Source organism: Providencia sp. PROV174 (genome assembly GCF_028480685.1).
GTDB lineage: Bacteria > Pseudomonadota > Gammaproteobacteria > Enterobacterales > Enterobacteriaceae > Providencia > Providencia rettgeri.
In genome coordinates this window covers 365,196-389,408 of record NZ_JAMPOT010000007.1, presented here as the reverse complement: position 1 = coordinate 389,408, position 24,213 = coordinate 365,196, and the positions used below count along the sequence as shown (strand labels likewise).

At 40.6% G+C, this 24,213-nt stretch carries 25 protein-coding genes and 1 pseudogene; 15 read left to right on the top strand and 11 right to left on the bottom strand.

Annotated features, from left to right (window positions below):
* Positions 1 to 49 precede the first annotated feature (49 nt).
* Complete coding sequence (gene maeB, locus PSE60_RS05515; protein ID WP_272664762.1) at positions 50 to 2,329, bottom strand: NADP-dependent oxaloacetate-decarboxylating malate dehydrogenase; 2,280 nt, start codon at positions 2,327 to 2,329, stop codon at positions 50 to 52.
* Positions 2,330 to 2,872: 543 nt separating this feature from the next.
* On the opposite strand from maeB, the gene PSE60_RS05510 reads away from it, so the two are divergent.
* The 4 genes from PSE60_RS05510 to PSE60_RS05495 all read left to right on the top strand — a co-directional run bounded on the left by PSE60_RS05510 (position 2,873) and on the right by PSE60_RS05495 (position 5,820).
* Entirely contained in the window at positions 2,873 to 3,493 is a 621-nt protein-coding gene (locus PSE60_RS05510; RefSeq protein WP_210840249.1) for a LuxR C-terminal-related transcriptional regulator, read from the top strand.
* Positions 3,494 to 3,639: 146 nt separating this feature from the next.
* A complete protein-coding gene (locus tag PSE60_RS05505; protein WP_247605480.1) occupies positions 3,640 to 4,011 on the top strand; it encodes an ArsC family reductase in 372 nt (123 codons plus the stop codon).
* 13 nt (positions 4,012 to 4,024) lie between these two features.
* Positions 4,025 to 5,155 carry a succinyl-diaminopimelate desuccinylase gene (dapE, locus tag PSE60_RS05500; RefSeq protein WP_272664802.1) on the top strand — a complete coding sequence of 377 codons (1,131 nt, stop codon included), beginning with the start codon at positions 4,025 to 4,027 and terminating at the stop codon, positions 5,153 to 5,155.
* The gene (locus PSE60_RS05495; protein ID WP_272664761.1) at positions 5,152 to 5,820 is read left to right on the top strand and encodes a M15 family metallopeptidase; all 669 of its coding nucleotides are present in this window, start codon (positions 5,152 to 5,154) and stop codon (positions 5,818 to 5,820) included. Before dapE ends, PSE60_RS05495 begins: the two co-directional genes overlap by 4 nt.
* 60 nt (positions 5,821 to 5,880) lie before the next feature.
* On the opposite strand, the gene PSE60_RS05490 is transcribed toward PSE60_RS05495, so the two are convergent.
* Positions 5,881 to 6,273 carry a DUF454 family protein gene (locus tag PSE60_RS05490; protein WP_272664760.1) on the bottom strand — a complete coding sequence of 131 codons (393 nt, stop codon included), beginning with the start codon at positions 6,271 to 6,273 and terminating at the stop codon, positions 5,881 to 5,883.
* 243 nt (positions 6,274 to 6,516) lie between these two features.
* Between PSE60_RS05490 and PSE60_RS05485 the strand changes: the two genes are divergently transcribed.
* On the top strand, positions 6,517 to 6,768 hold the full coding sequence (locus tag PSE60_RS05485) for a hypothetical protein (RefSeq protein WP_272664759.1): 252 nt from the start codon (positions 6,517 to 6,519) through the stop codon (positions 6,766 to 6,768).
* Positions 6,769 to 6,915: 147 nt separating this feature from the next.
* The gene (locus tag PSE60_RS05480) at positions 6,916 to 7,107 is read left to right on the top strand and encodes a hypothetical protein (RefSeq protein WP_272664758.1); all 192 of its coding nucleotides are present in this window, start codon (positions 6,916 to 6,918) and stop codon (positions 7,105 to 7,107) included.
* Here PSE60_RS05480 and PSE60_RS05475 read toward each other — a convergent pair.
* Together PSE60_RS05475 and PSE60_RS05470 are read right to left on the bottom strand one after the other, a co-directional pair.
* Positions 7,088 to 9,109: a tRNA(Met) cytidine acetyltransferase TmcA gene (locus PSE60_RS05475; RefSeq protein ID WP_272664757.1), complete on the bottom strand. Its 2,022-nt coding sequence runs from the start codon at positions 9,107 to 9,109 to the stop codon at positions 7,088 to 7,090. The two genes, PSE60_RS05480 and PSE60_RS05475, sit on opposite strands and share 20 nt — an antisense overlap.
* Positions 9,110 to 9,116: 7 nt before the next feature.
* Complete coding sequence (locus PSE60_RS05470; RefSeq protein ID WP_004911348.1) at positions 9,117 to 9,569, bottom strand: DUF441 domain-containing protein; 453 nt, start codon at positions 9,567 to 9,569, stop codon at positions 9,117 to 9,119.
* A gap of 583 nt (positions 9,570 to 10,152) precedes the next feature.
* Here PSE60_RS05470 and PSE60_RS05465 point away from each other — a divergent pair.
* The 5 genes and pseudogenes from PSE60_RS05465 to PSE60_RS05445 all read left to right on the top strand — a co-directional run.
* On the top strand, positions 10,153 to 10,578 hold the full coding sequence (locus tag PSE60_RS05465; RefSeq protein ID WP_210836291.1) for a PPC domain-containing DNA-binding protein: 426 nt from the start codon (positions 10,153 to 10,155) through the stop codon (positions 10,576 to 10,578).
* 36 nt (positions 10,579 to 10,614) lie between these two features.
* Positions 10,615 to 11,196 carry an ECF transporter S component gene (locus tag PSE60_RS05460; RefSeq protein ID WP_272664756.1) on the top strand — a complete coding sequence of 194 codons (582 nt, stop codon included), beginning with the start codon at positions 10,615 to 10,617 and terminating at the stop codon, positions 11,194 to 11,196.
* Positions 11,197 to 11,901, top strand: a complete 705-nt coding sequence (locus PSE60_RS05455; RefSeq protein ID WP_272664755.1) for an energy-coupling factor transporter transmembrane component T — start codon at positions 11,197 to 11,199, stop codon at positions 11,899 to 11,901.
* A complete protein-coding gene (locus tag PSE60_RS05450) occupies positions 11,892 to 12,755 on the top strand; it encodes an energy-coupling factor ABC transporter ATP-binding protein (RefSeq protein WP_272664754.1) in 864 nt (287 codons plus the stop codon). The genes PSE60_RS05455 and PSE60_RS05450 overlap by 10 nt, the downstream gene beginning before the upstream one ends.
* Positions 12,742 to 13,383 (top strand): annotated as a pseudogene (locus PSE60_RS05445) (energy-coupling factor ABC transporter ATP-binding protein); the annotation flags it as partial. The gene PSE60_RS05450 and the pseudogene PSE60_RS05445, both read left to right, overlap by 14 nt.
* Before the next feature lie 232 nt (positions 13,384 to 13,615).
* Here PSE60_RS05445 and purC read toward each other — a convergent pair.
* The 3 genes from purC to dapA all read right to left on the bottom strand — a co-directional run bounded on the left by purC (position 13,616) and on the right by dapA (position 16,833).
* The gene (purC, locus tag PSE60_RS05440) at positions 13,616 to 14,329 is read right to left on the bottom strand and encodes a phosphoribosylaminoimidazolesuccinocarboxamide synthase (protein WP_004911363.1); all 714 of its coding nucleotides are present in this window, start codon (positions 14,327 to 14,329) and stop codon (positions 13,616 to 13,618) included.
* Between the two features lie 526 nt (positions 14,330 to 14,855).
* Positions 14,856 to 15,908: an outer membrane protein assembly factor BamC gene (gene bamC / locus PSE60_RS05435; RefSeq protein ID WP_004911365.1), complete on the bottom strand. Its 1,053-nt coding sequence runs from the start codon at positions 15,906 to 15,908 to the stop codon at positions 14,856 to 14,858.
* Between the two features lie 16 nt (positions 15,909 to 15,924).
* Positions 15,925 to 16,833: a 4-hydroxy-tetrahydrodipicolinate synthase gene (gene dapA / locus PSE60_RS05430; RefSeq protein WP_004911368.1), complete on the bottom strand. Its 909-nt coding sequence runs from the start codon at positions 16,831 to 16,833 to the stop codon at positions 15,925 to 15,927.
* A gap of 287 nt (positions 16,834 to 17,120) precedes the next feature.
* Between dapA and PSE60_RS05425 the strand changes: the two genes are divergently transcribed.
* Both PSE60_RS05425 and bcp read left to right on the top strand, forming a co-directional pair.
* The gene (locus PSE60_RS05425) at positions 17,121 to 17,678 is read left to right on the top strand and encodes a glycine cleavage system transcriptional repressor (protein ID WP_004253549.1); all 558 of its coding nucleotides are present in this window, start codon (positions 17,121 to 17,123) and stop codon (positions 17,676 to 17,678) included.
* A 14-nt stretch (positions 17,679 to 17,692) separates the two neighbouring features.
* Positions 17,693 to 18,163, top strand: a complete 471-nt coding sequence (bcp, locus tag PSE60_RS05420; protein WP_004253548.1) for a thioredoxin-dependent thiol peroxidase — start codon at positions 17,693 to 17,695, stop codon at positions 18,161 to 18,163.
* Positions 18,164 to 18,210: 47 nt separating this feature from the next.
* On the opposite strand, the gene PSE60_RS05415 is transcribed toward bcp, so the two are convergent.
* Positions 18,211 to 19,275 (bottom strand): AI-2E family transporter, encoded by a 1,065-nt coding sequence (locus PSE60_RS05415; RefSeq protein WP_272664752.1) that lies wholly within the window; start codon positions 19,273 to 19,275, stop codon positions 18,211 to 18,213.
* Positions 19,276 to 19,470: 195 nt separating this feature from the next.
* Between PSE60_RS05415 and PSE60_RS05410 the strand changes: the two genes are divergently transcribed.
* Both PSE60_RS05410 and arsC read left to right on the top strand, forming a co-directional pair.
* A complete protein-coding gene (locus tag PSE60_RS05410; RefSeq protein ID WP_272664751.1) occupies positions 19,471 to 20,934 on the top strand; it encodes a beta-barrel assembly-enhancing protease in 1,464 nt (487 codons plus the stop codon).
* A gap of 12 nt (positions 20,935 to 20,946) precedes the next feature.
* Positions 20,947 to 21,303 carry an arsenate reductase (glutaredoxin) gene (gene arsC, locus PSE60_RS05405; RefSeq protein ID WP_272664750.1) on the top strand — a complete coding sequence of 119 codons (357 nt, stop codon included), beginning with the start codon at positions 20,947 to 20,949 and terminating at the stop codon, positions 21,301 to 21,303.
* A gap of 43 nt (positions 21,304 to 21,346) precedes the next feature.
* On the opposite strand, the gene hda is transcribed toward arsC, so the two are convergent.
* The 3 genes from hda to upp form a co-directional block, all read right to left on the bottom strand.
* Entirely contained in the window at positions 21,347 to 22,048 is a 702-nt protein-coding gene (gene hda / locus PSE60_RS05400) for a DnaA inactivator Hda (RefSeq protein ID WP_036957653.1), read from the bottom strand.
* Positions 22,049 to 22,175: 127 nt separating this feature from the next.
* Positions 22,176 to 23,471, bottom strand: coding sequence for a uracil permease (gene uraA, locus PSE60_RS05395; RefSeq protein ID WP_272664749.1), 1,296 nt, complete (start codon positions 23,469 to 23,471; stop codon positions 22,176 to 22,178).
* A gap of 98 nt (positions 23,472 to 23,569) precedes the next feature.
* Positions 23,570 to 24,196, bottom strand: coding sequence for a uracil phosphoribosyltransferase (gene upp / locus PSE60_RS05390; protein ID WP_004253541.1), 627 nt, complete (start codon positions 24,194 to 24,196; stop codon positions 23,570 to 23,572).
* Positions 24,197 to 24,213: the final 17 nt, after the last annotated feature.

Here is a 24,213-nt window from a genome sequence, read left to right as displayed (position 1 = left end):
TCCTATAAAATCATAGAAGCCTTTAACACGCATTAATTAATATTAACGGTTAGAGTGGATTGGTTTGAGCTTCAACCACTGCTAATGCCACCATATTCACGATACGGCGTACCGACGCAATTGGTGTCAAGATATGTACCGGTTTCGCAACACCCATCAATACCGGCCCGACAGTCACGCCATCAGAGCTTGTCACACGCAGTAAGTTATAACTAATACGTGCAGCTTCCATATTTGGCATAATTAATAAATTTGCTGAACCTTTCAGCGGGCTATCAGGCATCACATCTTTACGGATAGATTCAATTAATGCGGCATCCGCATGCATTTCGCCATCAATTTCAAGATGAGGGTCACGCGCTTTGATCATCGAGAGTGTATCACGCATTTTTTGTGCTGATGCGCAGTCTGAAGAACCAAAGCTAGAACGCGATAATAAAGCCACTTTTGGCTCAATACCGAAGCGTCTTACCGTATCCGCTGCCATTAACGTGATTTCAGTTAACTCTTCCGGTGAAGGGTCTTCATTAACATAAGTATCTGCGATAAACGTATTGCCCGTTGGTAATAACAATGCATTCATTGCACCTGCAGCATGAACTCCCTCGCGGAAACCGAATAAATCTTTAACAACTTCATAATGTTCGCCATAGCTGCCCACGGTACCACAAATCATCCCGTCAGCTTCACCGCGTAACACCATGATCCCACCAATTAAGGTTGGGTTATTAATCACTGCACGACGCGCCATTTCCTGGGATACACCACGACGTTTCATGATTTGGTAATATTCTTGCCAGTATTCTTTATAACGCGGGTCGTTTTCGTTATTAACCACTTCAAAATCTTTACCTAACTCAATGTGTAGGCCAAGTTTTTGAATACGCATTTCAATCACACTTGGGCGCCCAACCAAGATTGGGAAAGCCAAACCTAAAGAAACCAGCTCTTGTGTAGCATGTAATACACGCTCTTCTTCCCCTTCAGCTAAAACAATGCGTTTTTTCGCAGTCTTAGCTTGAGAGAAGATAGGTTTCATGAATAAATTTGTCTTATAAACAAATTGATTTAATTTTTCGATATAGACATCGAAGTCTTCAATTGGACGCGTTGCTACCCCTGAGTCCATTGCTGCTTTTGCCACAGCCGGTGCAATTTTAACAATCAAACGTGGGTCAAATGGCTTCGGAATAATGTATTCAGGGCCAAAAAATAAATCTTGGTTACCATACGCTGAAGCCACTTCTTCGCTTTGCTCAGCCAATGCAAGGTCTGCAATGGCATACACACAAGCCAGTTTCATTTCTTCATTAATCGTTGTTGCACCGACATCTAACGCACCACGGAAAATGAATGGGAAACACAACACGTTATTAACCTGATTTGGGTAATCAGAGCGGCCAGTACAAATAATGGCATCAGGGCGAACTTCTTTCGCCAATGGTGGCAAAATTTCGGGTTCAGGATTGGCCAGTGCTAAGATTAGCGGATCTTTTGCCATGGTTTTCACCATTTCCGGCGTTAAAAGACGTGGACCTGAACAACCTAAGAAAATATCCGCATTAGGAATAGCATCTGCCAAAGTACGCTGACCGTTATCTTCAATGGCATACGCAGCTTTGGTGACATCCATGCGTTCATCTCGGCCTTTATAAATCACCCCTTTTGAATCACAGACGGTGATATGTTCGCGTTTCAACCCCAACGCGACGAGTAAATTCATACAAGCGATTGATGCTGCGCCAGCGCCAGAAACTACAAGGCGGACATCACCAATTTCTTTTTTTACAATGCGTAATCCATTGATAACAGCAGCAGTACAAATGATAGCGGTTCCGTGTTGGTCATCATGGAACACAGGGATTTTCATCCGCTCACGGAGCTTTTGTTCAATATAAAAGCATTCTGGTGCTTTGATATCTTCCAAGTTAATACCACCAAAAGTCGGCTCAAGAGACGCAATGATATCAACTAATTTGTCTGGATCTGTTTCATCAACTTCAATATCAAAGACATCAACACCAGAAAACTTTTTAAATAGTACACCTTTTCCTTCCATGACTGGTTTACCAGCCAAGGCACCAATATTACCTAACCCAAGGACGGCAGTACCATTAGAGACAACCCCGACAAGGTTACCTTTAGCTGTGTAACGATAAGCTTTAAGTGGGTCATCTGCAATTTCTAGACATGGCACTGCAACACCTGGTGAGTATGCTAATGCGAGATCTCTCTGGGTTGTTAGTGGTTTAGTTGGGGTAACCGTAATTTTCCCAGGATGTGGAAACTCATGAAAATCAAGAGCACTTTGTTTTAATTTGTCATCCATCGTCAAGTCCTTTCAAAAGAAGTAAGGTAAGAGCGATAACAGTATAAACACATCTCACTAGCAAATCATGATCATACTGGCAATTTCCAGAAAAATCTTTCAGTTACAATAGAGTTAGGTCACTGCCTGAGTAAAACATAATCGCCTTGGTTATGTTGTTTATATCGCAACCTCGCTTTAATTTTAAAAGATACAACTAAAAATAATTTATTATTAATTTTATGAGGTTAATATATATAAATAATTAATTGCATAATAATACAATATAATTCCACCTTAAATATGTTCATCTGTTTAACTTTAATTTAAATATTAGATATGATTTTCCCGATTTTAATGTATTATCACCAAGCACCATATTATTAGTATGGAACTATAAAATATTAAGTAAACGATTAATATAAATCTCACTTCTCCATACTGCTGATTATATAATTATTAAAACCCCAATTAAATATAATAAACGTACCGAAATTAAATTGTCTATTTTATAGGAAATACCTAACTAGACGTTGGCATTTGAGACATAAAAAGGAACCCTCTATGTCTAAATATACAGTAATGATTATTGACGAGCACCCTATTATACGCTTGGGATTGCGGCAGCTCATCAATACCGATACACACTTTATTATCACAGCAGAGTGCGCTTGTTGCTACGAAGCTCTAAGTATGGCAAGGCAGTTAAAACCTAACCTAATTATTATAGATATTAATATTCAAGGTATTAAAACATTTGAAACTATACGTTTACTTCGTAAACACTGCAATGATAGCTACTTATTAGTGTTATCTGCCTCGACGATTAAAACAGATATATATGGTGCTATTGACGCGGGAGCACAAGGTTATTTATTAAAAAATAGTGAGCTTGATATGCTATTCTACAGTATGAAAAAAGCCTCTAAAGGGCAATTAGTTTTTAGTGAAAAAATTTATCAACATCTTATTTCACGTCATCATTATAATGACCCGCTATCCGCATTGACAAAACGAGAGTCTGAAATTTTGCATGAAATGGCTGTAGGTTTAAAAAATCGTGAAATATCTAACTTACTTTTTATTTCTGAGGAAACCGTTAAAGTTCACATTCGAAATATTCTTAAAAAATTACGCGTTCGATCTCGTCTTGAAGCTAGCTTAATTTATATGCGTTCAAGATAATTTATTTTTAATATATTAATTATCTGAGCTAAATTACATTTAATGTCATTATAAGGTTATTATATATTTCTCACATTTGGGCTAGATCCCAAGTGAGTTTTGCCGCATTATGTAAGGATTATCGCTAGTTTTTTGAGGAAAATCATATGCCCAATACACCTAACTCTCCTTATATTATGTACGGAATTAAAAACTGTGACACCATTAAAAAAGCACGCCGTTACTTAGAAGACAATGGAGTTAACTATCAATTTCATGATTATCGTGTTGATGGTATTAGCGATGAACTACTTTCTACCTTTATGGAACATATTGATTGGGAAGTATTAGTCAATAAACGAGGAACAACTTGGCGAAAACTGACTGATGATGAAAAAAATGCAGTTATTGACGCTGACAGTGCTAAAAAAGTGCTAATTGCAGAGCCTGCCATGATCAAAAGACCCATACTTGTTTCTCCAGATAACCGATACTTAGTTGGGTTTAACGCTAATGACTACCAAAGCTTCATTCGATAATCAGGTGGATTTAATGGATTGTCCCGTTATTCAACTAGCCAAAGAACTGATTGCACGCCCTTCTATCAGCCCCGATGACCAAGGCTGCCAAGCAATACTTACCGAGCGCTTAAACCAACTTGGTTTTACCATTGAACCAATGCATTTTGGTAGCACATTAAATTTTTGGGCACACCGAGGCACTCAAGGGCCAACCCTCGCATTTGCAGGTCATACCGATGTTGTACCCGCAGGCAATAGCGAAAATTGGCAAACTCCTCCGTTTAACCCAACAATTATTAATCAACATTTATATGGCCGTGGTGCTGCTGATATGAAAGGTTCTGTCGCAGCAATGGTTGTCGCAGCAGAGCGCTTTGTCGAAAAACACCCTCTCCACCAAGGACGCTTGGCCTTTTTAATCACCTCAGATGAAGAAGCTGATGCATTAGATGGCACGGTTAAAGTTGTAGAAACATTAATGGCACGTAATGAGCGCGTTGATTACTGTTTAGTCGGTGAGCCATCAAGCCAATCTCATTTAGGCGACATCATAAAAAATGGGCGTAGAGGCTCTATTACAGCAAATTTGACTATTTTAGGAACACAGGGGCATGTCGCTTATCCACATCTAGCTGACAACCCGGTGCACCGTGCAACCGCTTTTTTGCAAGAGCTCACTTCAACTATCTGGGATAACGGCAACGAATTTTTCCCTGCCACCACCATGCAAATTGCCAATATTCATGCGGGTACTGGGGCAAGTAATGTGATCCCCGGTGAGTTATTTGTTCAATTTAATTTTCGTTTCAGCACAGAATTGACCGACACACAAATACGTGACAGGGTCACTAGTATGTTAGACCGCCATGGTCTGGCATATAAAATAGAATGGTCATTATCTGGTCAGCCATTTTTGACTGAAAAACAAGAACTTGTCACTGCAACTTTGCAAGCAATCCATGAATTGACGGGTCTTAACGCTGAGCTATCTACCAGTGGTGGAACATCAGATGGTCGTTTTATCGCCCAAATGGGTACTCAAGTGATTGAGCTTGGCCCATTGAATGCCACTATACATAAAGTTGATGAATGCGTTAGTGTCAAAGACTTGCAACAACTTGCCTTAATTTATGAGCGAGTCATGGAGCTATTGTTATTATGATTACCATCGCAATGCTAACAGGCCGTTCCACGGACCATTTAGTGACACTTGGTGGCCCTCATCGCCTACAATTTAATGCCACCAAGGCATTTTTAGCCATGCAACAAGCTGCAGTAAAAGCGGGCTTCAAGTTACAATCAGCAAGTGCATTTCGTGATTTTTCACGTCAACAGTTAATTTGGAATGAAAAATTCACCGGTCTTCGCCCTGTTCTTGATGCACAAAGCCAACCTTTAGATATTACAACGCTTTCAGAAGGTGAGCTGTGTGAAGCTATTTTACATTGGTCTGCATTACCAGGAGCAAGCCGTCATCATTGGGGAACCGAAATAGATGTTTATGACCCATTACGGATCCCAGCAGGGCAAACTTTACAATTAGAGCCTTGGGAATATGAAACTGGCGGCTATTTTGCTGAACTAAACCACTGGCTGACGGATAACATGGCGACATTTGATTTTTATCGTCCCTTCACGGCAAAAAATGCAGGGGTTGCCGATGAACCTTGGCATATTAGTTACTGGCCGCTGTCCCATGAAGCTGAACAGCTTTTAACGCCAGAAGTCATTAAGCAAGTTCTCAAGCAAGAAGATATTTGCGGGAAAAATTGGTTAAACACTAACTTAGATTATGTATTTGAACGCTATATTAGGGTTCCTGAATAATTTCTAAGCTAACAAAACAATTTCTATAACGCCAACGCCTCATAGGTGATGCGACATCATTTATGGGGCTTCTTTATTTTGTTTGGAAATTTGTTCATCAACAACTGGAAGTCGATACATAAAAATAAGCAGCCAACACAACAGTACCAATAAACCTATTTTTAACCATATATAACTAACAACCCAGATTGATAGTGAAAAAGTAAGTATTATCAATATAATTGCTTTTGGCTTTGCCCCTTTCGGTAGCCCTTTATGCTTTTGCCAGTGACGAATATACCCCCCAAACCAAGAGCGATATAATAACCAATGATGAAAACGTGGAGATGAACGAGAAAAGCACCATGCCGCCAATAATAAGAAAGGCGTGGTAGGCAAAACGGGAAGAACGACGCCAGCAAAAGCCAGCACAACGGCTAACCATCCAATAGCAATGAGGAACAATTTTTTCAAAATTCCCCCTCCTCCCGAATAAATAAATTAAATGGTAAAAACCGCATAAAATCTGTGGTAACTCATAATAATATCAATGGTATACTCTAATGGTAAACAAGCTTAATGAAAAGTCGCTTTTGCCTGTTGATGCGATTATTATTCCTTTGTTCTACTACGAAAAGAGCGCTAATAGCCCCAGTCATGACTTGCTAAGCCTGAGAAAATGACAGGAGCCTAAACTTAAGACTATTAGGAAGCCCCATGAATCATTACTCTTTTTTTATGAAGGCCGGAAAAGTTATTGCTATCGTTACACCAAATGAACAAGAGACTCAAAAGCTAATTGCTGCCGGATATGGAAAGCAATTTGAAGAAGTTGACGCCGTTTCAACAGAAAAAGCGCTTGAACGCTTTGCTGATATTCGTGGTGAAGAGGTTAAAAATATCTACGCACTTACAGGCTCTGATATTTTGCTTGGTATTGCTGGTGCATTTGCCATGGTATTTAAATAAACAATAAACTCTGTAGGTGTATTTTCTGTAGTTATCTCTGAAAAAACATACTGCTTCATACAAAGTGTAAATGGTACTCTAACGGTATAAATTTTAAATAATTTAAAATCAACATTTAGCTTTTACCCAATTTCATAGAGGTAATGTATGCAATGGTTAGCCGACTACTGGTGGATAATTTTACTCTTATTGGTAGGTCTTATCTGGAATTCAGTCAAAGAAATGATGAAATTGGACCCCAAAAAGTTTTTAGATGGCAAGCCAGAAATCCCTCCACATCAAGATAATAACCACCTTTGGGATGATGAAGACGATTGGCCTAAAGACAAGAAGAAATAACCTTTTGCTTTATTTCAGCTAAAAGCGCTGGTTGGTATAGTTTTACCTGTATACCAACCTCTTTCCTTACTCGTTGTAACCATTGCTTTTGCCCTGTTATACCAATATCCGCACAAATCTGTGCGATAGGCTCACATGACACAAAGTGCCGTCTGAGGATCGCAAGCCCGGTTGTTTCTTCCCTTAATAAACGCATAATCGCACTTTGACTCGCAGAAATAGGACGTTTAAACTCACTAAAACCGATCAGTTCTATCCAATCATCAGCGGTTAATTGCTGCTGCTCACTGGTTTCTAAAGCAAACTCAGACAGATCATTTCGCCAATAAATATCGCGTTTTAATTGCATTTCCCCTTGTTGACAAAGTAGGCTTGCCCGATCTGATAGCGGTAATATCGCCATTGCCGTGAAACAGCCACTACTCGCTTCTTTGTGCGAACCTATTCGTATTAACCGAAAGCCCGCTTTTTGCCAAAATGCGACTAGGTCCGGTGTTAATCCAAAACTAACAGATAAAAAATCTAACCCATGCTCTATAGCAATTGCTTTCTGTTTTTCTAAAAGCGTCAAACCAATTTGGCGCCTACGGTGGTTCGCATCAACGGCAATACGCATCACTCGGCGAGATAGCCATTGTGCTGCAATAGGGAAATAACTATGAGCTGCTAAAGATTGGACAACTAAATTTCCTCTTGGTCGACGAAGCCCAGCCCATATTTGCCAGCTCAATGATTCGGCCAATTGACCTTCATCTACCATCCATAATGCACCTAAATAGGCGCAATCATGAGACTCAGTTTTTGCCACCATAAAATGTTGCTGTTGGGCATCCAATAGTCGTCGTAAATCTAATGGTGACGTTCGATAATGTGCACTCATCAATAAGCCATAAAACGCTTTTAATTGCTCATTATTTTCCGCTAATGATGCCTGGGTTAACGCTTTATATTCAATATTTCCAGCAAGAACCGTTTGAGTGGCTGGTTCTTGCAGCAATAAAGCCTCGTTGACCCATAATTCTAAAGGATCATTGGCCGCATAACGCATTGGGTTATCAAGTTGCAGTAAAGTGAAATGGGCTAAACTTGCACAGAACTTTAGCGTAAATCCACGCCCTGTTCCTTCATAGCCATCGACTGTCGTGGTTAATAAAACTCGAGGGAAATACCCCACGAGTTCTCGTAAAATATAATTAGGGATTGCAGAAGCTTCATCGATGATCAGCCAATCTGCGGTTATATTTTCATTGCTACGGCAGTATGCGAGTAAGCTATCTGGGGACCAAAAATTAATCTTTTGGCCTGCATGCCGGCTTAAGACTTCTGTCGCCACTTTTGCAGGAGCACAACACCAACACTCCCCCACAACATGTTGTATTAACATCCCTGCTATTGCCGATTTACCGCGCCCTCTCGGCGCTATCAAACCCCAAACTCCATGTTCTGCTCTTAATAATCGACTAATTATTTGCTGCTGCTGTTCTGTTGGCTGGCCTGTCGGTGCTTGCCATAATGGTTTGTTTTTTAGTAATGAAAAATCAGGCTCATTCCCTTGTTTATAAAATAAAATATCGGGAGATGTGTGGAAAGTTCGCTGCAAGTGATGTACAAAATTCGGTGTCGAAATGAGCCCCAATTGTTCATTCCAGCGCAGGCTGTCTAGATCGGTATTTGTCGCCCACTCTTTTTGAGGCGCCGTACATAAAACTAACAAGCTCCCTGCTTTTAATGTGCCAGCAAGCATGGCTAGTGCTTCACTATGAAACCCTTTACGTACATCAAAAATGCCATGTAAAAATTCACGACCCAATAATAGATGTGCATTTTCAGGGGAAACCCCTTGCGGTAAGTTTGATGAAATCGTTAACCAATCGCCATCAATAGCAACTTGAAGTTGTTTGAGTTGTTGTTCTACCCATGCATCGTCGCCAGAAAGAACCATAAGACGACGCATACCAACTATATGCAGTTGTTCTATAATGACAGTAAGTAATTTCACCATCGTAATACTATGATTTACCAATTAATAGTGACAAAATCCCAGCAGCGATTAAGGGCCCTACCGGTACACCACGGAATAAAGCAACGCCAATGACGGTTCCAACCAGTAAGCCTGCAACCGTAGATGGTTGATGGGACATTAATGTGACGCCTCGGCTACCCAACCAAGAAACTGCGATCCCAATAACAATTGCCAGAATCGATTTCCAATTCAAAAATGAGCTTAATACCTCATTAGCCGTTATTTTACCACTCGCAATTGGCGCCATAACACCGATTGTTAAGATAAGTATCCCAATGGTTAAGCCATATTTTTCAATCCATGGAAAATAATTATTTAATGGTGTTATTCTGACCACCAATAAAAATAGCATCGCAAGGGTGACGGTCATATTATGACTAATGATACCTAACCCGGCTAAGACCAGTAAAATGATTAATGTTGGATCAACATGACTCATAGATTTGTCCCTGTAAAACGCACAATTATAATTTATTAGCAGCAACTAGGCTGATTTAAAAACATGTTATTGGCTCATCATCAAAGAAGCAAATATTAACGCCAACTCTTTTTATTTTTATGGCGACGATATTTTTATATTAATAAAAAACCTTACTATCTCCACACAATTAATTAACTAAAGTGCGACATTTTAGCTGTTCTTTATTATCTCTATAATACTTCTCGAAAGATGGCATCTCAGCATATTTCACGGCAACAAGCTTAATTGTATAAAAATTAGCATGTTAATGCAGATAATACCCACCCCTGAAAAAACTTAAGCTAAATATTCGGAATATTCATCACTGTTTATTTTTTTATTTCTACGTTTTTCTTATATTTATCATTATAAAAACCAACTTGTGGTGCCTTTTGCTGAAGATAGTCCTAAATACCTTTACAACCAGACAATTCATCTCAATTGCGTATAATAAGCAAAGACAATTAATACAGAAAAATCATAACTTAGCATTATTTATAATTTTAATGATTTGAATGGTTGTGCGACGCTCTGCATAAGCACAATTATTAGGATTAAGAATATGAACCAATCTTTATCGCCCTATTCAAACGCGCGCTTTATTGCTATTCGCTTAATCCCTGGCGAAGACGCACTTTTAACATTAAGACATAAAATTGAGCAGCATGGCCTACAAGCTGCATTCATTGCTAGCAGTGTAGGTAGCTTAACTGACGTTGCACTACGTTTTGCAGGCCAAGAAGATACCTTTCACACAACAGGTAAATTTGAAATTGTTTCATTAATTGGCACTTTAGATGCCAAAGGCGAACACCTGCATTTAGCTGTCTCTGATGAGCAAGGGCAAGTCCTCGGTGGTCATATGATGCCGGGTTGCACAGTTAGAACAACATTAGAACTGATTATTGGGGAACTGGAAAAGGTAAATTTCATTCGTGAACCTTGCCCGTTATCAGGCTATGAAGAACTTATCATCACTTCTCGCTAATTTTATTATTCCATTACTGTAAGGAATGACTTTGTCATGGCTAAAACGTCGATTATTTCTAGTCGTACACTGACTTTAATTGTTTTTTCTATTGCCATTAATATGGTTATTGGCCAATTAAGTTCAATGCTAAAACTGCCTATTTTTCTGGATTCTATAGGAACGTTAATTTGTGCGTTATTAGCAGGCCCTTGGGTTGCATTATTAAGTGGTTTATTAACTAATTTATTATGGGGTTTACTCAGCGGGCCAATTGCCGCTGCATTTGCGCCTGTTGCGATGATGATTGGCCTCAGCGCTGGGTTATTAGCTCGCGCAGGTGGTTTTCGCACCTTACCAAGAGTGGTTTTATCCGGTGTATTGATTACTTTTGCATTAATGATAGTTGCTGTTCCTATTCGCACATACTTATTTGCAGGAACAACCGGTAGCGGAGCTGATTTCTTTGTCGCGTATTTCCATGCTGTTGGCGATAACTTATTAGAATCGGTAGCAATTACGGTATTAGGCGCCAATATTGCGGACAAAGTTGCATCTGCCATTATTGCTTGGTTACTCGTTCGACAATTACCAGAACGTGTCCAACGTAATTATCCCAATATGGCGAAGGTCAGTTAAATGCATCCATTCACCTCGCTAACAATTTGGTTTTGGCTCAGTGTAAGTTCGCTTTTCTTACCACTGAGCTGGCTATTAATTGTGCTTGGTTGCAGTACTTTCGCTGCTTTATTACTTTGGCGACCTGCACGTCATCGTTGGAAAATTGTTACATGGATTATGCTCCCCATGGCGGCAGGGCTTTGGTTAATTCACGGGGGTTGGCTAGCCCAGCTATTAACCGGCGACACCTTAAAAAATAGCCGCCCTGAATTTGCACTGGCATTGTGGTTTAAGTTATTAACGATTATTAGCGCTTCTCAGCTTTGGTTGCAATATGTACAGACTGAACGCTTTATTCGTGCGTTGTTTGCTAGCCGTTTACCTGCTAGTTTTGCATATCTACTCGCAGGGCCGTTATTGCTTGCAGAACAATTTCGTCAGCAATTAAACACCATCCGTGAGGCACAATTGGCAAGAGGCGTCCCTCTTGATGGGCGCTTTTGGCAACGTGTTATATCATTACCCGCCCTATTATTTCCACTTGCCAGTAATACCCTTAGTGATTTGAGTATTCGTGGAGCCGCATTAGACATGCGTGGTTTTCGCTATTGTGCTAAACGCACGACATTGAACCCACCTACGGATAGTTCATTCCAAGCCCTACTTAGGTATGGGCTAGTTTTGTTAATTTTTATTGAAGGTGGTCTCTCTCTGTGGTGGTGAATCTACAACAAATGCGCTTCATTCCACAAAGCGCGGAGCAGTCCTTATTAGGGCCGATTGATCTTCAGCTTAATGCAGGCCAATGGCTATGTGTATTTGGTGGTAATGGCAGCGGGAAAAGCACGCTAGCACAAATACTTGCAGGTTGGCATAGTGACCTTATTCAAGGGAAAATAGAAGGAACCGCTGAGGTATTACAAGCCCCCTTGGCTGACAGCTCTGTAGTTCAGGTATCTATATCACGCCAACTTGTTCAGCAATCCCCTCAATTACAACTCTCGGGTTGCGCGTTTACCGTTGAACAGGAAATTGCCTTTGGGCCTGAAAACCTTGGCTTATCACCCAGTGAAATTAGTCAACGAGTTGAACACGCGATTGCACTCACGTTTTGTGAAGCTCTACGTAAGCGCCATCCTGCGACATTATCGGGCGGTGAAGCACAACGTGTCGTGTTAGCAAGTGCATTAGCGATGCAACCTAAACTTCTCTTGCTCGATGAAGCCTTTAGTCGGCTAACACCCAGTGCAACACAGCGCATTTTAGTGCAATTGCAACACTATACAGAACACACAAACTGCAGCATTATTTTTTTTGAACGCAATTTATTACCTGCCATCAGTTTCTGTGATTCATTCCTTTTGTTGAGTACCGGCAAAGCCTTTTTAGAATCTGGGAAAGTGGTTGCTACAGGCTGCTTGGATGATGTTTTTCTTGATGCTATTGAAACAATCAATATGCCAGAGGCTTGGCGTGCTATAGGTAAACTGGCCAAATTAGGGCATTGGCGAGGAACAATTCCCCACAATGAAGCACAATTGCTACAGATGTTTAAGGAGCGGAATGTTACAGATTAAAAACCTGAGCTATCGTTGGCCCAGATCTACTATTGATAATATACAATCTTTATCTCTATCTATTCACTCTGGTGAATGGGTCGCTTTAGTTGGGGATAATGGTGCAGGTAAATCAACATTATTACGCCTTCTCGCGGGGTTATTGCGCCCTACACAAGGTGATATTCAGCTTGATAGCCAACCGCTTAACCTTCTTTCCTCACCACAAAGAGCCAACCATATCGGTATTTTATTCCAAGAAGTTGAAAAACAAATTTTTCATAGTTGTGTGCGTGATGAGATTGCTTTTGGTTTAAAACGCCAGAGATATCATAAACGTGATATTCACGTGCGAGTACAGCAAGCACTTGAAATTTGCCACTTAGTTGATGTAGCAGATAAACACCCTTTAGATTTACATGCAGGCCAACGCAGGATGGTTGCTGTTGCCTGTTTAGAGGCTGTTTCACCTAAGTTATTGCTGCTTGATGAGCCAAGCCGTGACTTCGACGCTTTTTGGCTGCGCAAATTTGAGCATTGGCTAACCTTGCAGCGCGAAAAAGGGGTAACCGTCGTTTCTATTAGCCACGACCTTGATTTTGTTGCCCGCCATTTTCAACGCGTATTGCATTTATCAAATGGCCAACTCATCGCTGACGGTCAGCCAACGGAAATATTAAGCCATCCAGAGTTACAAGTCGAAAGCCCATTGCCCGCGCCTACATTGATGTCACTTAGTCAACAACTACAAATAAAAACCACTGATACCGTTCTCTCATCATGGATTACACATTTTATTAGCCAACAATCCCCCTCGATTAGCGACTAAAAAAATAGCCTGCAATGCAGGCTAAAATCTCATTCAAATTATAGGAAATTGATTAATCTAGCTGTACGCCAATACGGCGTGCGACTTCTTCGTAAGCTTCGATTAGGCCACCAAGGCTCTGACGAAAACGGTCTTTATCCATTTTATTGAGCGTTTCTTTATCCCATAAACGGCTGCCGTCTGGCGAAAACTCATCGCCTAATACCACTTGGCCTTTATACAAGCCAAATTCCAGTTTAAAATCGACTAAGATTAGCCCTGCATCCGCAAAGATTTTACTGAGCACTTCATTGGCTTTGTAGCTTAGCTCACGCATTTTTGCCAAGTTTTCTTTGCTCACCCAACCAAAAGTCTCACAGTACGATTCATTCACCATTGGGTCATGTTTGGCATCGTCCTTTAAAAATAAGTCAAATAGTGGCGGATTTAACACCATGCCTTCTTCAACACCTAAGCGTTTGACTAGTGAACCTGCGGCACGGTTACGGATCACACACTCAACAGGTACCATATCTAACTTTTTCACCAGAGCTTCTGTGTCAGACAATAATGCTTCCATTTGTGTTGGAATACCGGCTGCTTCTAATTTGCTCATAATGAAATGGTTAAATTTGTTATTTACCATACCTTTACGGTCAAACTGCTCGATACGCTCACCATCGAGTGCTGATGTATCATTACGGAACTCCAGAACCAGTAGATCAGGATCCTCTGTGGTATAGACTGTTTTTGCCTTACCACGATACAACTCAGCTTTCTTTTGCATCTTACACACTCCAGGGATGTGATTAAACTAAACAAAAATCAACCTGCACAGCAGATTCAGATAAGTAACAGAAGAACAAAAACCAATCAAATGGCCTATTCATTGTTAATTTTCTGCTCTGTTTCAGTCAGTTACTGAAATTCACCATGTAAAATGCTAACTAGCTGATATTCAATATTTTATAATTCACTGTTAATCATGATAATAAAATTCCCGAGCAGACGCAAACGATTACTTAACCATAAACACTGATTTTTTGTCCATTTGTTTTAGGTGAAAACATGAAAGATAAAATTAGCCTACCAGAGAAGGAAAATTCAAATTGATGAAATGCTATTTAATAACTAACTAAGTATATAGATTACGAGTAGCATGAAATAAACAAAATACAGAGCTGATAACCACCAGCCTATTCGTATGAAGCTTAATATCTTTACCCCAATACAACTCCATCCAATTTAAATAAAAAAAACCGCAGCTTGTATTTAAGCTACGGTTTAATTAGTCATCTCAAAATGTTGAATTATTACTTTTTGGCAGGTGCTTTACTAAATGCTGCTTTCAGCGCTGCAACCATTTCATCATTTTGTTTTTGTGTTAAAGGCACACCTTTGGTGGTGATAAATTGCAGTGTACTACGGTTATTTAAGTCACCAACCTGCACTTTATAATCTGCTTCTGGCACCGTTGGATCATCAATACCCAAAGCCTGCCATTCTGAGCTGCTTAAACCTTTGTAAGTTACCATCACAGAACCACTTGAGCGCGTACGGTCACCCACTTTCATACCAACACTTTCTAAGGTGTGAGGTAAGCGTTCCCATACTGCATCAAATGGCGCACGAACCACAACTAAAGGTAAGCCAGTATCATCACTACCGGTTTGAACATCAATGATACCATAGGCATTTTGGATACTATTTTTGTTTGAAGTATCACGTAACGTATATAAGTTATCGGTTAATTCATTCAATAACAGCTTGTTATAACGTTGAGTTTCGACAACATCCGTAATTGTCTCTCCCCCTTGACGTAAGCCTAAGCTAGTTACCGTTAATGCCATCATACCGTTTTCTGGTTGCACCGTAACTTTATGGCGACTCTCAATCGGTACGTTTTCATCTGCGCGATCCCATTTCACCCAATCGGTTTCAATTGAGCGAGAGCCATCGTCTTTAGATGAAACTGGAATCCCTCTTTGCTCTAAGATCATCGTAACTTGTGACCAAAGCGCACTATTTTCAGGTGTATTTTCTAGCAACAAACGACTTGCTTGAGCGCTATCCTCTGTACGAGAACCCGCTAATTGCGAAATTGTCAGTACTGGTGGACGAATGTCTAACGCTTTTCCAATTGCCCCTGTTGATGTGGCTTTAGGGATATCATACTCACCATTTTGTTCTGGTAATGTAAGCCCCTGTGGCACATTCAACACTTTCAATGGCGCAGCATTGAGATATTCCTCATCACCACTGACCTGACGTTTATAGCGCTGATCGCTGGAGCAGGCTGCCAGTAACACAACAAGTGACAGGCCAGCAACCTTCATAACCTTCGATTTTTGCAATAATGTTGCCATTAAAATTCCCTAAATTTTACAGTAATCCAGCGAGTTTCAAGGCTTCCTCAACTTTTTGCTGGCCCGAGGTGGTTAACGGTGTCATTGGCAACCGTAATGTCCCATCTGCAATCAGACCTAAGCGATGACAGCCCCACTTCGCTGGAATTGGATTTGGTTCAACAAATAACTGAAGATGAAGCCCCATCAGTTTTTTATTTAATTCACGCGCCTCAGTATATTTGCCTGCAAGCGCTAAGTCACACATTTTTACCATCTGTGCGGCCGCAACGTTAGATGTGACCGAAATAACGCCTTTACCACCTAGTTGCATGAAATCAAGCGCCGTTGCGTCATCACCTGTTAACAGTACAAAATCATCATCAACCAGTTCTTTGATTTGATGAACCCTAGCTAAGTTCCCTGTTGCCTCTTTAATTGCAACAATATTCGCCAGTTTTGCTAAACGCCCCACAGTTTCAGGCAACATATCACAGCCAGTGCGTGATGGTACATTATAAAGAATCTGTGGCAAGCTGGTGTTTTCTGAAATTGCCTTAAAGTGTTGATATAGCCCTTCTTGAGAAGGCCTATTATAATAAGGTGTTACCGTCAGGCAAGCAACCACACCGCTGTTTTCAAACTCATTTGTCAAAGAAATAGCTTCAGCGGTAGCATTTGCACCAGCTCCTGCAATAATAGGAATACGGCCATCTGCTAATTCGAGAGTCGCTTTCACGACATCCACATGTTCTTTGTGCGTTAAGGTTGCTGATTCGCCAGTTGTACCAACAGAAACAATCGCAGTTGTTCCGCTTTCAACATGATAATCCACCAACTTTTTCAGGCTGGCTTTATCTAAACGCCCTGCCGAATCCATTGGTGTAATAACTGCAACAATGCTTCCCGTTAAAAAATCTTTATAATTTGCGTTTCCATTAGCCATAGCGATACCCCCTTAATAATTGAACTACCATGTTACTTTTTCATTTCAAAGAAGAAAACCACTCAATAGCAAGAATTTAATGAATTTTGTTAATGCCGAGGACATTAACTTAAATAGAAGTAATAATTCACTGATATTTCTCGCAAGAGTCTATTTATCCCCTTGGCAGATTGCCTTTTTTATGGTTTCCTTACCCTCATAGCCAGTCAGTTGTTAGCGCTAGAATTTTACTGCTATATTCTAATTAAATGTTTAACTGACATAATTAAAATACTAAGGAATAGACTTTGCCTAAGACTGAACAGCAATTTCTTGTCATTACTGCGCTGGGAACAGATCGTCCGGGCATTGTGAATACCATTACACGCCTCGTCAGCGAGTGTGATTGTAATATTGAAGATAGTCGCTTAGCGATGTTTGGCAAGGAATTCACCTTCATTATGATGTTATCAGGCAGTTGGAATGCTATCACTCTTTTAGAGGCGACATTGCCACCTAAAGGTGCCGAGCTCGACTTGCTCATCGTAATGAAAAGAACTCAGAGCGTGCAAACAACCTATTACCCATCGACAGTAACAGTGAATGTTGTTGTCGACGACGCACCTCGTATTGTCGAGCAATTCACAAATTTATTCACAACCTCGCAATGTAATATCGCGGAGCTTGTTTCTAAAACACAACCAGCCAATAATGATATGCCCGCTCAACTGGAAATTCAGATTACTGCACACGATCCGTTGGACGATAATGGCATAATTATAAAAAATAAATTTCAACAACTGTGTACAATGCTAAATGCTAAAGGCAACATAAGTATTGTTAACAACCCCAACATGCAAAGTTAACGGAGATATATGTAATGAACCCATTGAAAGCCGGTGATAAGGCGCCTCAATTTAGCCTTCCTGACCAAGATGGTGAGCTCATCAATCTTTCTGATTACCAGGGTCAGCGCGTATTAGTTTACTTTTATCCTAAAGCGATGACTCCTGGCTGTACTGTTCAAGCGTGTGGTCTACGTGATGAAATGGATACACTTAAAGCGAAAGGTGTCGAAGTATTAGGTATTAGCACAGACAAACCAGAGAAACTGTCTCGTTTCGCTGAAAAAGAGATGTTGAACTTCACTTTATTATCAGATGAAGACCACCAAGTATGTGAGCAATTTGGGGTTTGGGGTGAAAAACAATTCATGGGGAAAACCTATGATGGTATTCATCGCATTAGCTTCCTTGTTGACCCTACTGGGAAAATAGAACACGTCTTTGACAATTTTAAAACCAGTAACCACCACGAAATCGTGCTTGATTACATCAATACACACGCTTAATCGTTACTTCTTAGTGCTGTATGCCCCCATACAGCACTATTCCTAACCTAGTTCGTTGATTCCGTTGGCTCTTCCGGCCATACATGAATCACCGCTTTAATCAGTGTTGCTAATGGTATTGCAAAAAACACGCCCCAAAAGCCCCATAACCCACCAAACACCACAACAGATAAAATAATCACTAGCGGATGTAAATTCACGGCTTCAGAAAATAATAAAGGCACCACAACGTTGCTATCCAAACCTTGAATGACTAAATAAGCCAACATTAAGTACCAAAATTCACTGCCAATACCGTACTGAAAGAGCGCAACAATAACCACGGGGATCGTGGCTGCGACCGCACCAATATAAGGGATTAATACCGCCACCCCAACAAGAACCGACAGCAATACGGAATAGCGCAAGTCAAAGTAAGCAAAACATAAATATGTTGCCACCCCAACAATCACCATTTCAGTAACTTTTCCTCGCAAATAATTGGTGATTTGTTCATTCATTTCGACCCAAACTTTACCCACTAACAAACGATTTTTCGGTAACAACTTGAGGAAGCTTTTGCTAATACGCTCTTTATCTTTTAAAAGAAAGAATGTCATCAACGGCACTAGAACTAAGTAAACTGCTAAAGTAAAAATACCTATTAATGAAGCAACTGACGCTTTAACCACAGAGTCTGCAATACCCGACATACGGCTACGCAGGTTATCTGCCATCATATCGATAATGCCGACATCCACTAATGCGGGATATTGCTCTGGCAATTTTTGTGCAAATTCATTGAAACGGTTAACCATATTTGGCAGATCGGCCATCAAATTAATCCCTTGCTGCCATGCGGTTGGTGCAATAATTAAAATAACCATGGCACTTATTCCGGCGAATAAGGTCAAAATAATACCGACAGCAACTGAACGGGATAACCCTATGCGTTGTAATAAATTGGTTGGCCATTCAAGCAAATAAGCTAAAGCAATTGCCGCCAGCAATGGAGCCAGTATACTGCTGAAAAAGAAGATGATCACAAACCCTGATACGAGTAATGTAAAGAGGGCTATGGCTTGTGGGTCAGCAAAACGCCGACGATACCACTGTAAAAACAATTCCAGCATTTATTGCTCCTAGGGAATAACACAAAGGACAGTTCCTAAAGTAACGAAAATTATACCGAAGAACAGATTTTACGATAGCTTTTGCTATCATGTGTTTTAAACTTTTCGTATTTTTAGGTGCCTTACTTAAAGCACACCCGAAATAAAGTCGGTACTTACCCTAAATTAAAATGTTGTATGGGATACTCACGTTTCATGAAGAAAAATTTAAAATATCCATTATTGGCTTTCATGATCGCTGCGCTAATGAACGGTGCAGTTTTACCTGCTTATAGTGCAATTGAAGATACCTTACCCGATATAGGAACTACAGCAGGAGGCACACTTAGCATCAACCAAGAAATTATTATGGGAGATGCTATCACACGACAAATACGTGCCAGCACCCCTCTTATTTATGACCCATTGTTAACCCAATATGTTAACAAACTTGGCATGCGGTTAGTGAAAAATGCCGACTCAGTTAAAACACCGTTTAAGTTCTATTTAGTCAACAACCCCAATATTAACGCATACGCCTATTTTGGGGGCAATGTAGTGCTGCACTCCGCATTGTTCCGGTACAGCCAGAATGAAAGTCAGCTAGCATCCGTCATGGCGCACGAAATATCTCACGTTACGCAAAGGCACCTGGCGCGAATGATGGAAGACCAAAAAAGTACCACTCCTCTCGCGATTGCAGGGACCATTGGTTCTTTATTGTTAGTGATGGCGAATCCTCAAGCCGGCTTTGCCGCTTTAACAGGAACAATGGCAGGGGTTCAACAAGGTATGATCAGCTTTACCCAAGCCAATGAGCAAGAAGCTGACCGTATTGGTTTACAGACATTAAGACGCTCTGGCTTTGACCCGCATGCGATGGCTGATTTTATGCAAACAATGTCAGACCAAACTCGCTATATGTCAAAGCCCCCTGAAATTCTATTAACGCACCCCTTGCCGGATAGCCGTTTAGCTGATGCCAGAAACCGATCGAACCAATACCCTAAAGTGAGTGTGCCATCATCACTGGACTTTATGTTAGCCCGAGTTCGTATTTTGGCTATGTATAGTACCGAGCAAAAACATGCTTTAGACCAAATCATTGAAAACTATGGTAAAGGTTCTGCACAAGAACAAATTGCAGCGCAATACGGTAAAGCGCTACTACTTTCTCAAGACAAAAAGTACGCAGAGGCAGGAAAAATCCTGACAGAGCTATTAGCGAAACAACCCGATAACCCTTGGTTTATCGATAGCATGACTGATGTCGACATTGAACAACATCAAGTCTCTAGAGCGGTCTCTCGTTTACAGAATGCTTTGAGAAAATCACCGAAAAATACCGTATTTATTGTCAACCTAGCTAACGCATTAATTAATAATCATCAATATAAAGAAGCAACAACCTTACTGAATAAATATACGTTTGATTACCCTGATGACCCGATTGGTTGGGATTTACTGGCAGAAGCGTCCGCAAAACAAGGTAAGCGTACCGAAGAACTTGCTGCTTACGCAGAAGGAATGGCGTTACGGGGTAACTATGACACTGCAATTAATTATCTCAGTGATGCTAGCCGTCAAAGCCGTTTAGGCAGCTATGAACAACAGCGTTATGACGCTCGCATTGATGAGCTTAGAAAATTACAATTACGTGACAAAAATGCAAAACCGTGAGGAATTATAATAATGACGGATTCGATTAAGATTTACCACAACCCACGCTGTTCTAAAAGCCGCGAAACCTTAGCCCTTTTAACTGATAAGGGTATTGTTCCCACCGTGATCGAATATTTAAAAACGCCCCCAACGGCTGCTGAAATCAAAAAACTCCTTAAAATGTTAGGCTTTAAAGATGCTCGTCAATTAATGCGCACCAAAAAAGAGTTGTATAAGGAATTGAATTTAAATGATGACACCTTAACTCAGGAACAACTCATTAAAGCAATGCATGAAAATCCTAAATTGATTGAACGCCCTATCGTTGTTAATGGTGATAAAGCACGTTTAGGTCGTCCGCCTGAGCAGGTCTGTGAAATCTTATAAACTCTATTTTGGCAGCTATACGGCTGCCAACTCATTTAATCAACTAGAGTTTTAAAATATCTTTTACGAAAGGAATCGTTAATTTGCGCTGAGCAACGATTGATGCATGGTCAAGTTTGTTTAAGATATCAAACAACGTTCCCATTTTTCTATCTAGACGTTTTAATACGAAACGACAAACATCTTCCGGTAATTCAAAACCACGAATACGAGCGCGTAATTGCAGTGCCCAAATCTTATCTTCGTCACTCAGTGGGTGTAGTTTATAAATTTGGCCCCAATCAAGGCGAGAAGCTAAATCGGGTAATTTCAGTTCGATTTGCCGAGGAGGCCGGTCCCCAGTAATTAATAGACAAGTGCGACCAATTTCCAAAATACGATTATACAAATTGAAAATCGCCATTTCCCACTCTTCATCACCCGCGATGCACTGAATATTATCAATACAAACGAGTGATAAATGTTCCATACCGTCTAGTACTTCAGGAACAAAATACGCACGTTTATCTAAAGGAACATAACCAACCGCAATACCTTGTTCAGACAACTCTGCACAAGCTGCGTGCAGTAAATGGCTTTTCCCACCGCCTTCACGCGACCAATAATAGATATAACTGCCATGTGGTTGATTAATAGCAGATTGAATAGCAGACAGCAACGCCCCATTTTCCCCTGCATAAAAGCTCGCAAAGGTTTCATCATCTGGCAGATATAGTGGTAATGAAAGCTGTGATGGTGTGTTCAGAAGCGCCTCTGGCTGTGCAAATCAATTTTCATCTAGCAGTTTACCATAAAAAACACGGATAGATGAATAAGAACGGTGACCAAATGCCGTTCAAACAATTGAACGGCATTATGGAAAATTGTGTGGCTTATTTTTTATTGCTATCAAGCTCTTGGACTTCAGATGTCACAAACTGTTTTTCAGGCCTAACAAACGTTATAAAACGGAATAATAATGCCATAAAGATCCCGACTATCGTCGCCAGTGCCATACCTTTGAGTTCAGCTTGACCAATATGAATAACGGCTCCGCTGACACCAATAATTAAAATCACTGAGGTTAAAATCAAATTTTGAGGCTTGTTATAATCGACTTTTGAATCAATCAACACACGAATACCTGATGCACCAATCACCCCGTACAATAAGAGTGAAACTCCTCCCATCACAGGAACTGGCACTAATTGAATAGCTGCTGCTAATTTACCAACACAAGATAATAAAATAGCAATAATTGCGGCGCCACCAATTACCCAAGTGCTGTATACCTTGGTAATTGCCATAACCCCAATGTTTTCACCATAAGTCGTATTTGGTGTCGAGCCAAAGAAACCGGAAATTACCGTAGAAAACCCATTTGCAAACATTGAACGATGTAAACCTGGTGATTTCATTAAATCACGTTCAACAATATTCGCTGTCACCACTAAATGCCCCACGTGTTCAGCAATAACGACTAGCGCGGCAGGTAAAATGGTTAAAATAGCAAACCATTCAAAACGCGGTGTATAAAACGTTGGGATAGCAAACCACGGCGCTTCAATAACGGGGGTAAAGTCCACAATGCCCATAAAATAGGACAATGCATAACCCGCTAAAAAGCCAATCAAAATTGGAATGATAGATAAAAACCCACGGAAAACGACAGCGCAGAGAATAGTGACTGATAACGTGGTCAGAGAAATAATTAACGTGTTCGAATCGACCGCAGCCCCATCTTTAGGCAATAGCCCAGCCATACCTGCAGCCGTTTGAGCCAATTCTAAACCAATTACGGCTACGATTGCCCCCATGGCTGCTGGGGGGAACATGACGTTTATCCACCCTCTTCCTGCAACTTTAACAATCAGTGCAACAATACAGAATAGTACGCCACAGATAATAAAGCCGCCAAGCGCCAGTTCATAACCTAATGGTAATAAAATCAGCACTGGGGAAATAAATGCAAAACTTGAACCTAAATAAGCAGGTATTTGCCCTTTACAAATAAACAGATACAGCAGCGTTCCGATCCCATTAAACAGCAAAATTGTAGCGGGGTTTACACCAAACAGAATCGGTACGATAACGGTTGCGCCAAACATAGCAAATAGGTGTTGAAGGCTCAGTGGTATAGTTTGTAATAATGGGGGTCTTTCTTCAACACTGATGGTGCGACGTGTCATGTGGCTTTATCCTCTTTTAGCGAAATGGCTAATCACTGAATAAGCAGTGAGTCTCTACAATTAATCAAAAAAAAGCCGACTTCTCAGTCGGCTTATCATTATTTAGTACCAAATATCTTGTCGCCCGCATCACCGAGACCCGGAACGATATATCCCTCTTCATTTAAATACTCATCAATTGAAGCGGTATATAATTCAACATCTGGATGCGCAGCTTCCAACGCTTTTAAACCTTCAGGCGCTGCAACAAGAACTAAGATTTTAATCGAGGTACAACCCGCATTTTTTAATAAATCAATGGTAGCAATCATTGAGCCACCCGTCGCTAACATTGGGTCGACCACTAATGCCATACGTTCTTCAATGTTAGAGGCGAGTTTTTGGAAATAAGGGACAGGCTGCAGTGTTTCTTCATCACGATAAACACCCACCACACTGATACGTGCACTTGGAATGCTATCTAATACACCGTTCATCATACCAATACCCGCACGAAGAATTGGTACTACAGTGATTTTCTTACCTTTAATTTGTTCTATTTCTACAGGACCACACCAACCATCGATAGTCACTTTTTCAGTTTCAAGGTCAGCAGTTGCTTCATAAGTCAGTAGGCTACCAACCTCTGAGGCCAGTTCACGAAAGCGCTTTGTGCTTATATCATGATCTCGCATCAGGCCGAGTTTATGTTTAACGAGAGGGTGTTTTACCTCAACGATCTTCATGGGTTTCTCCTACTATT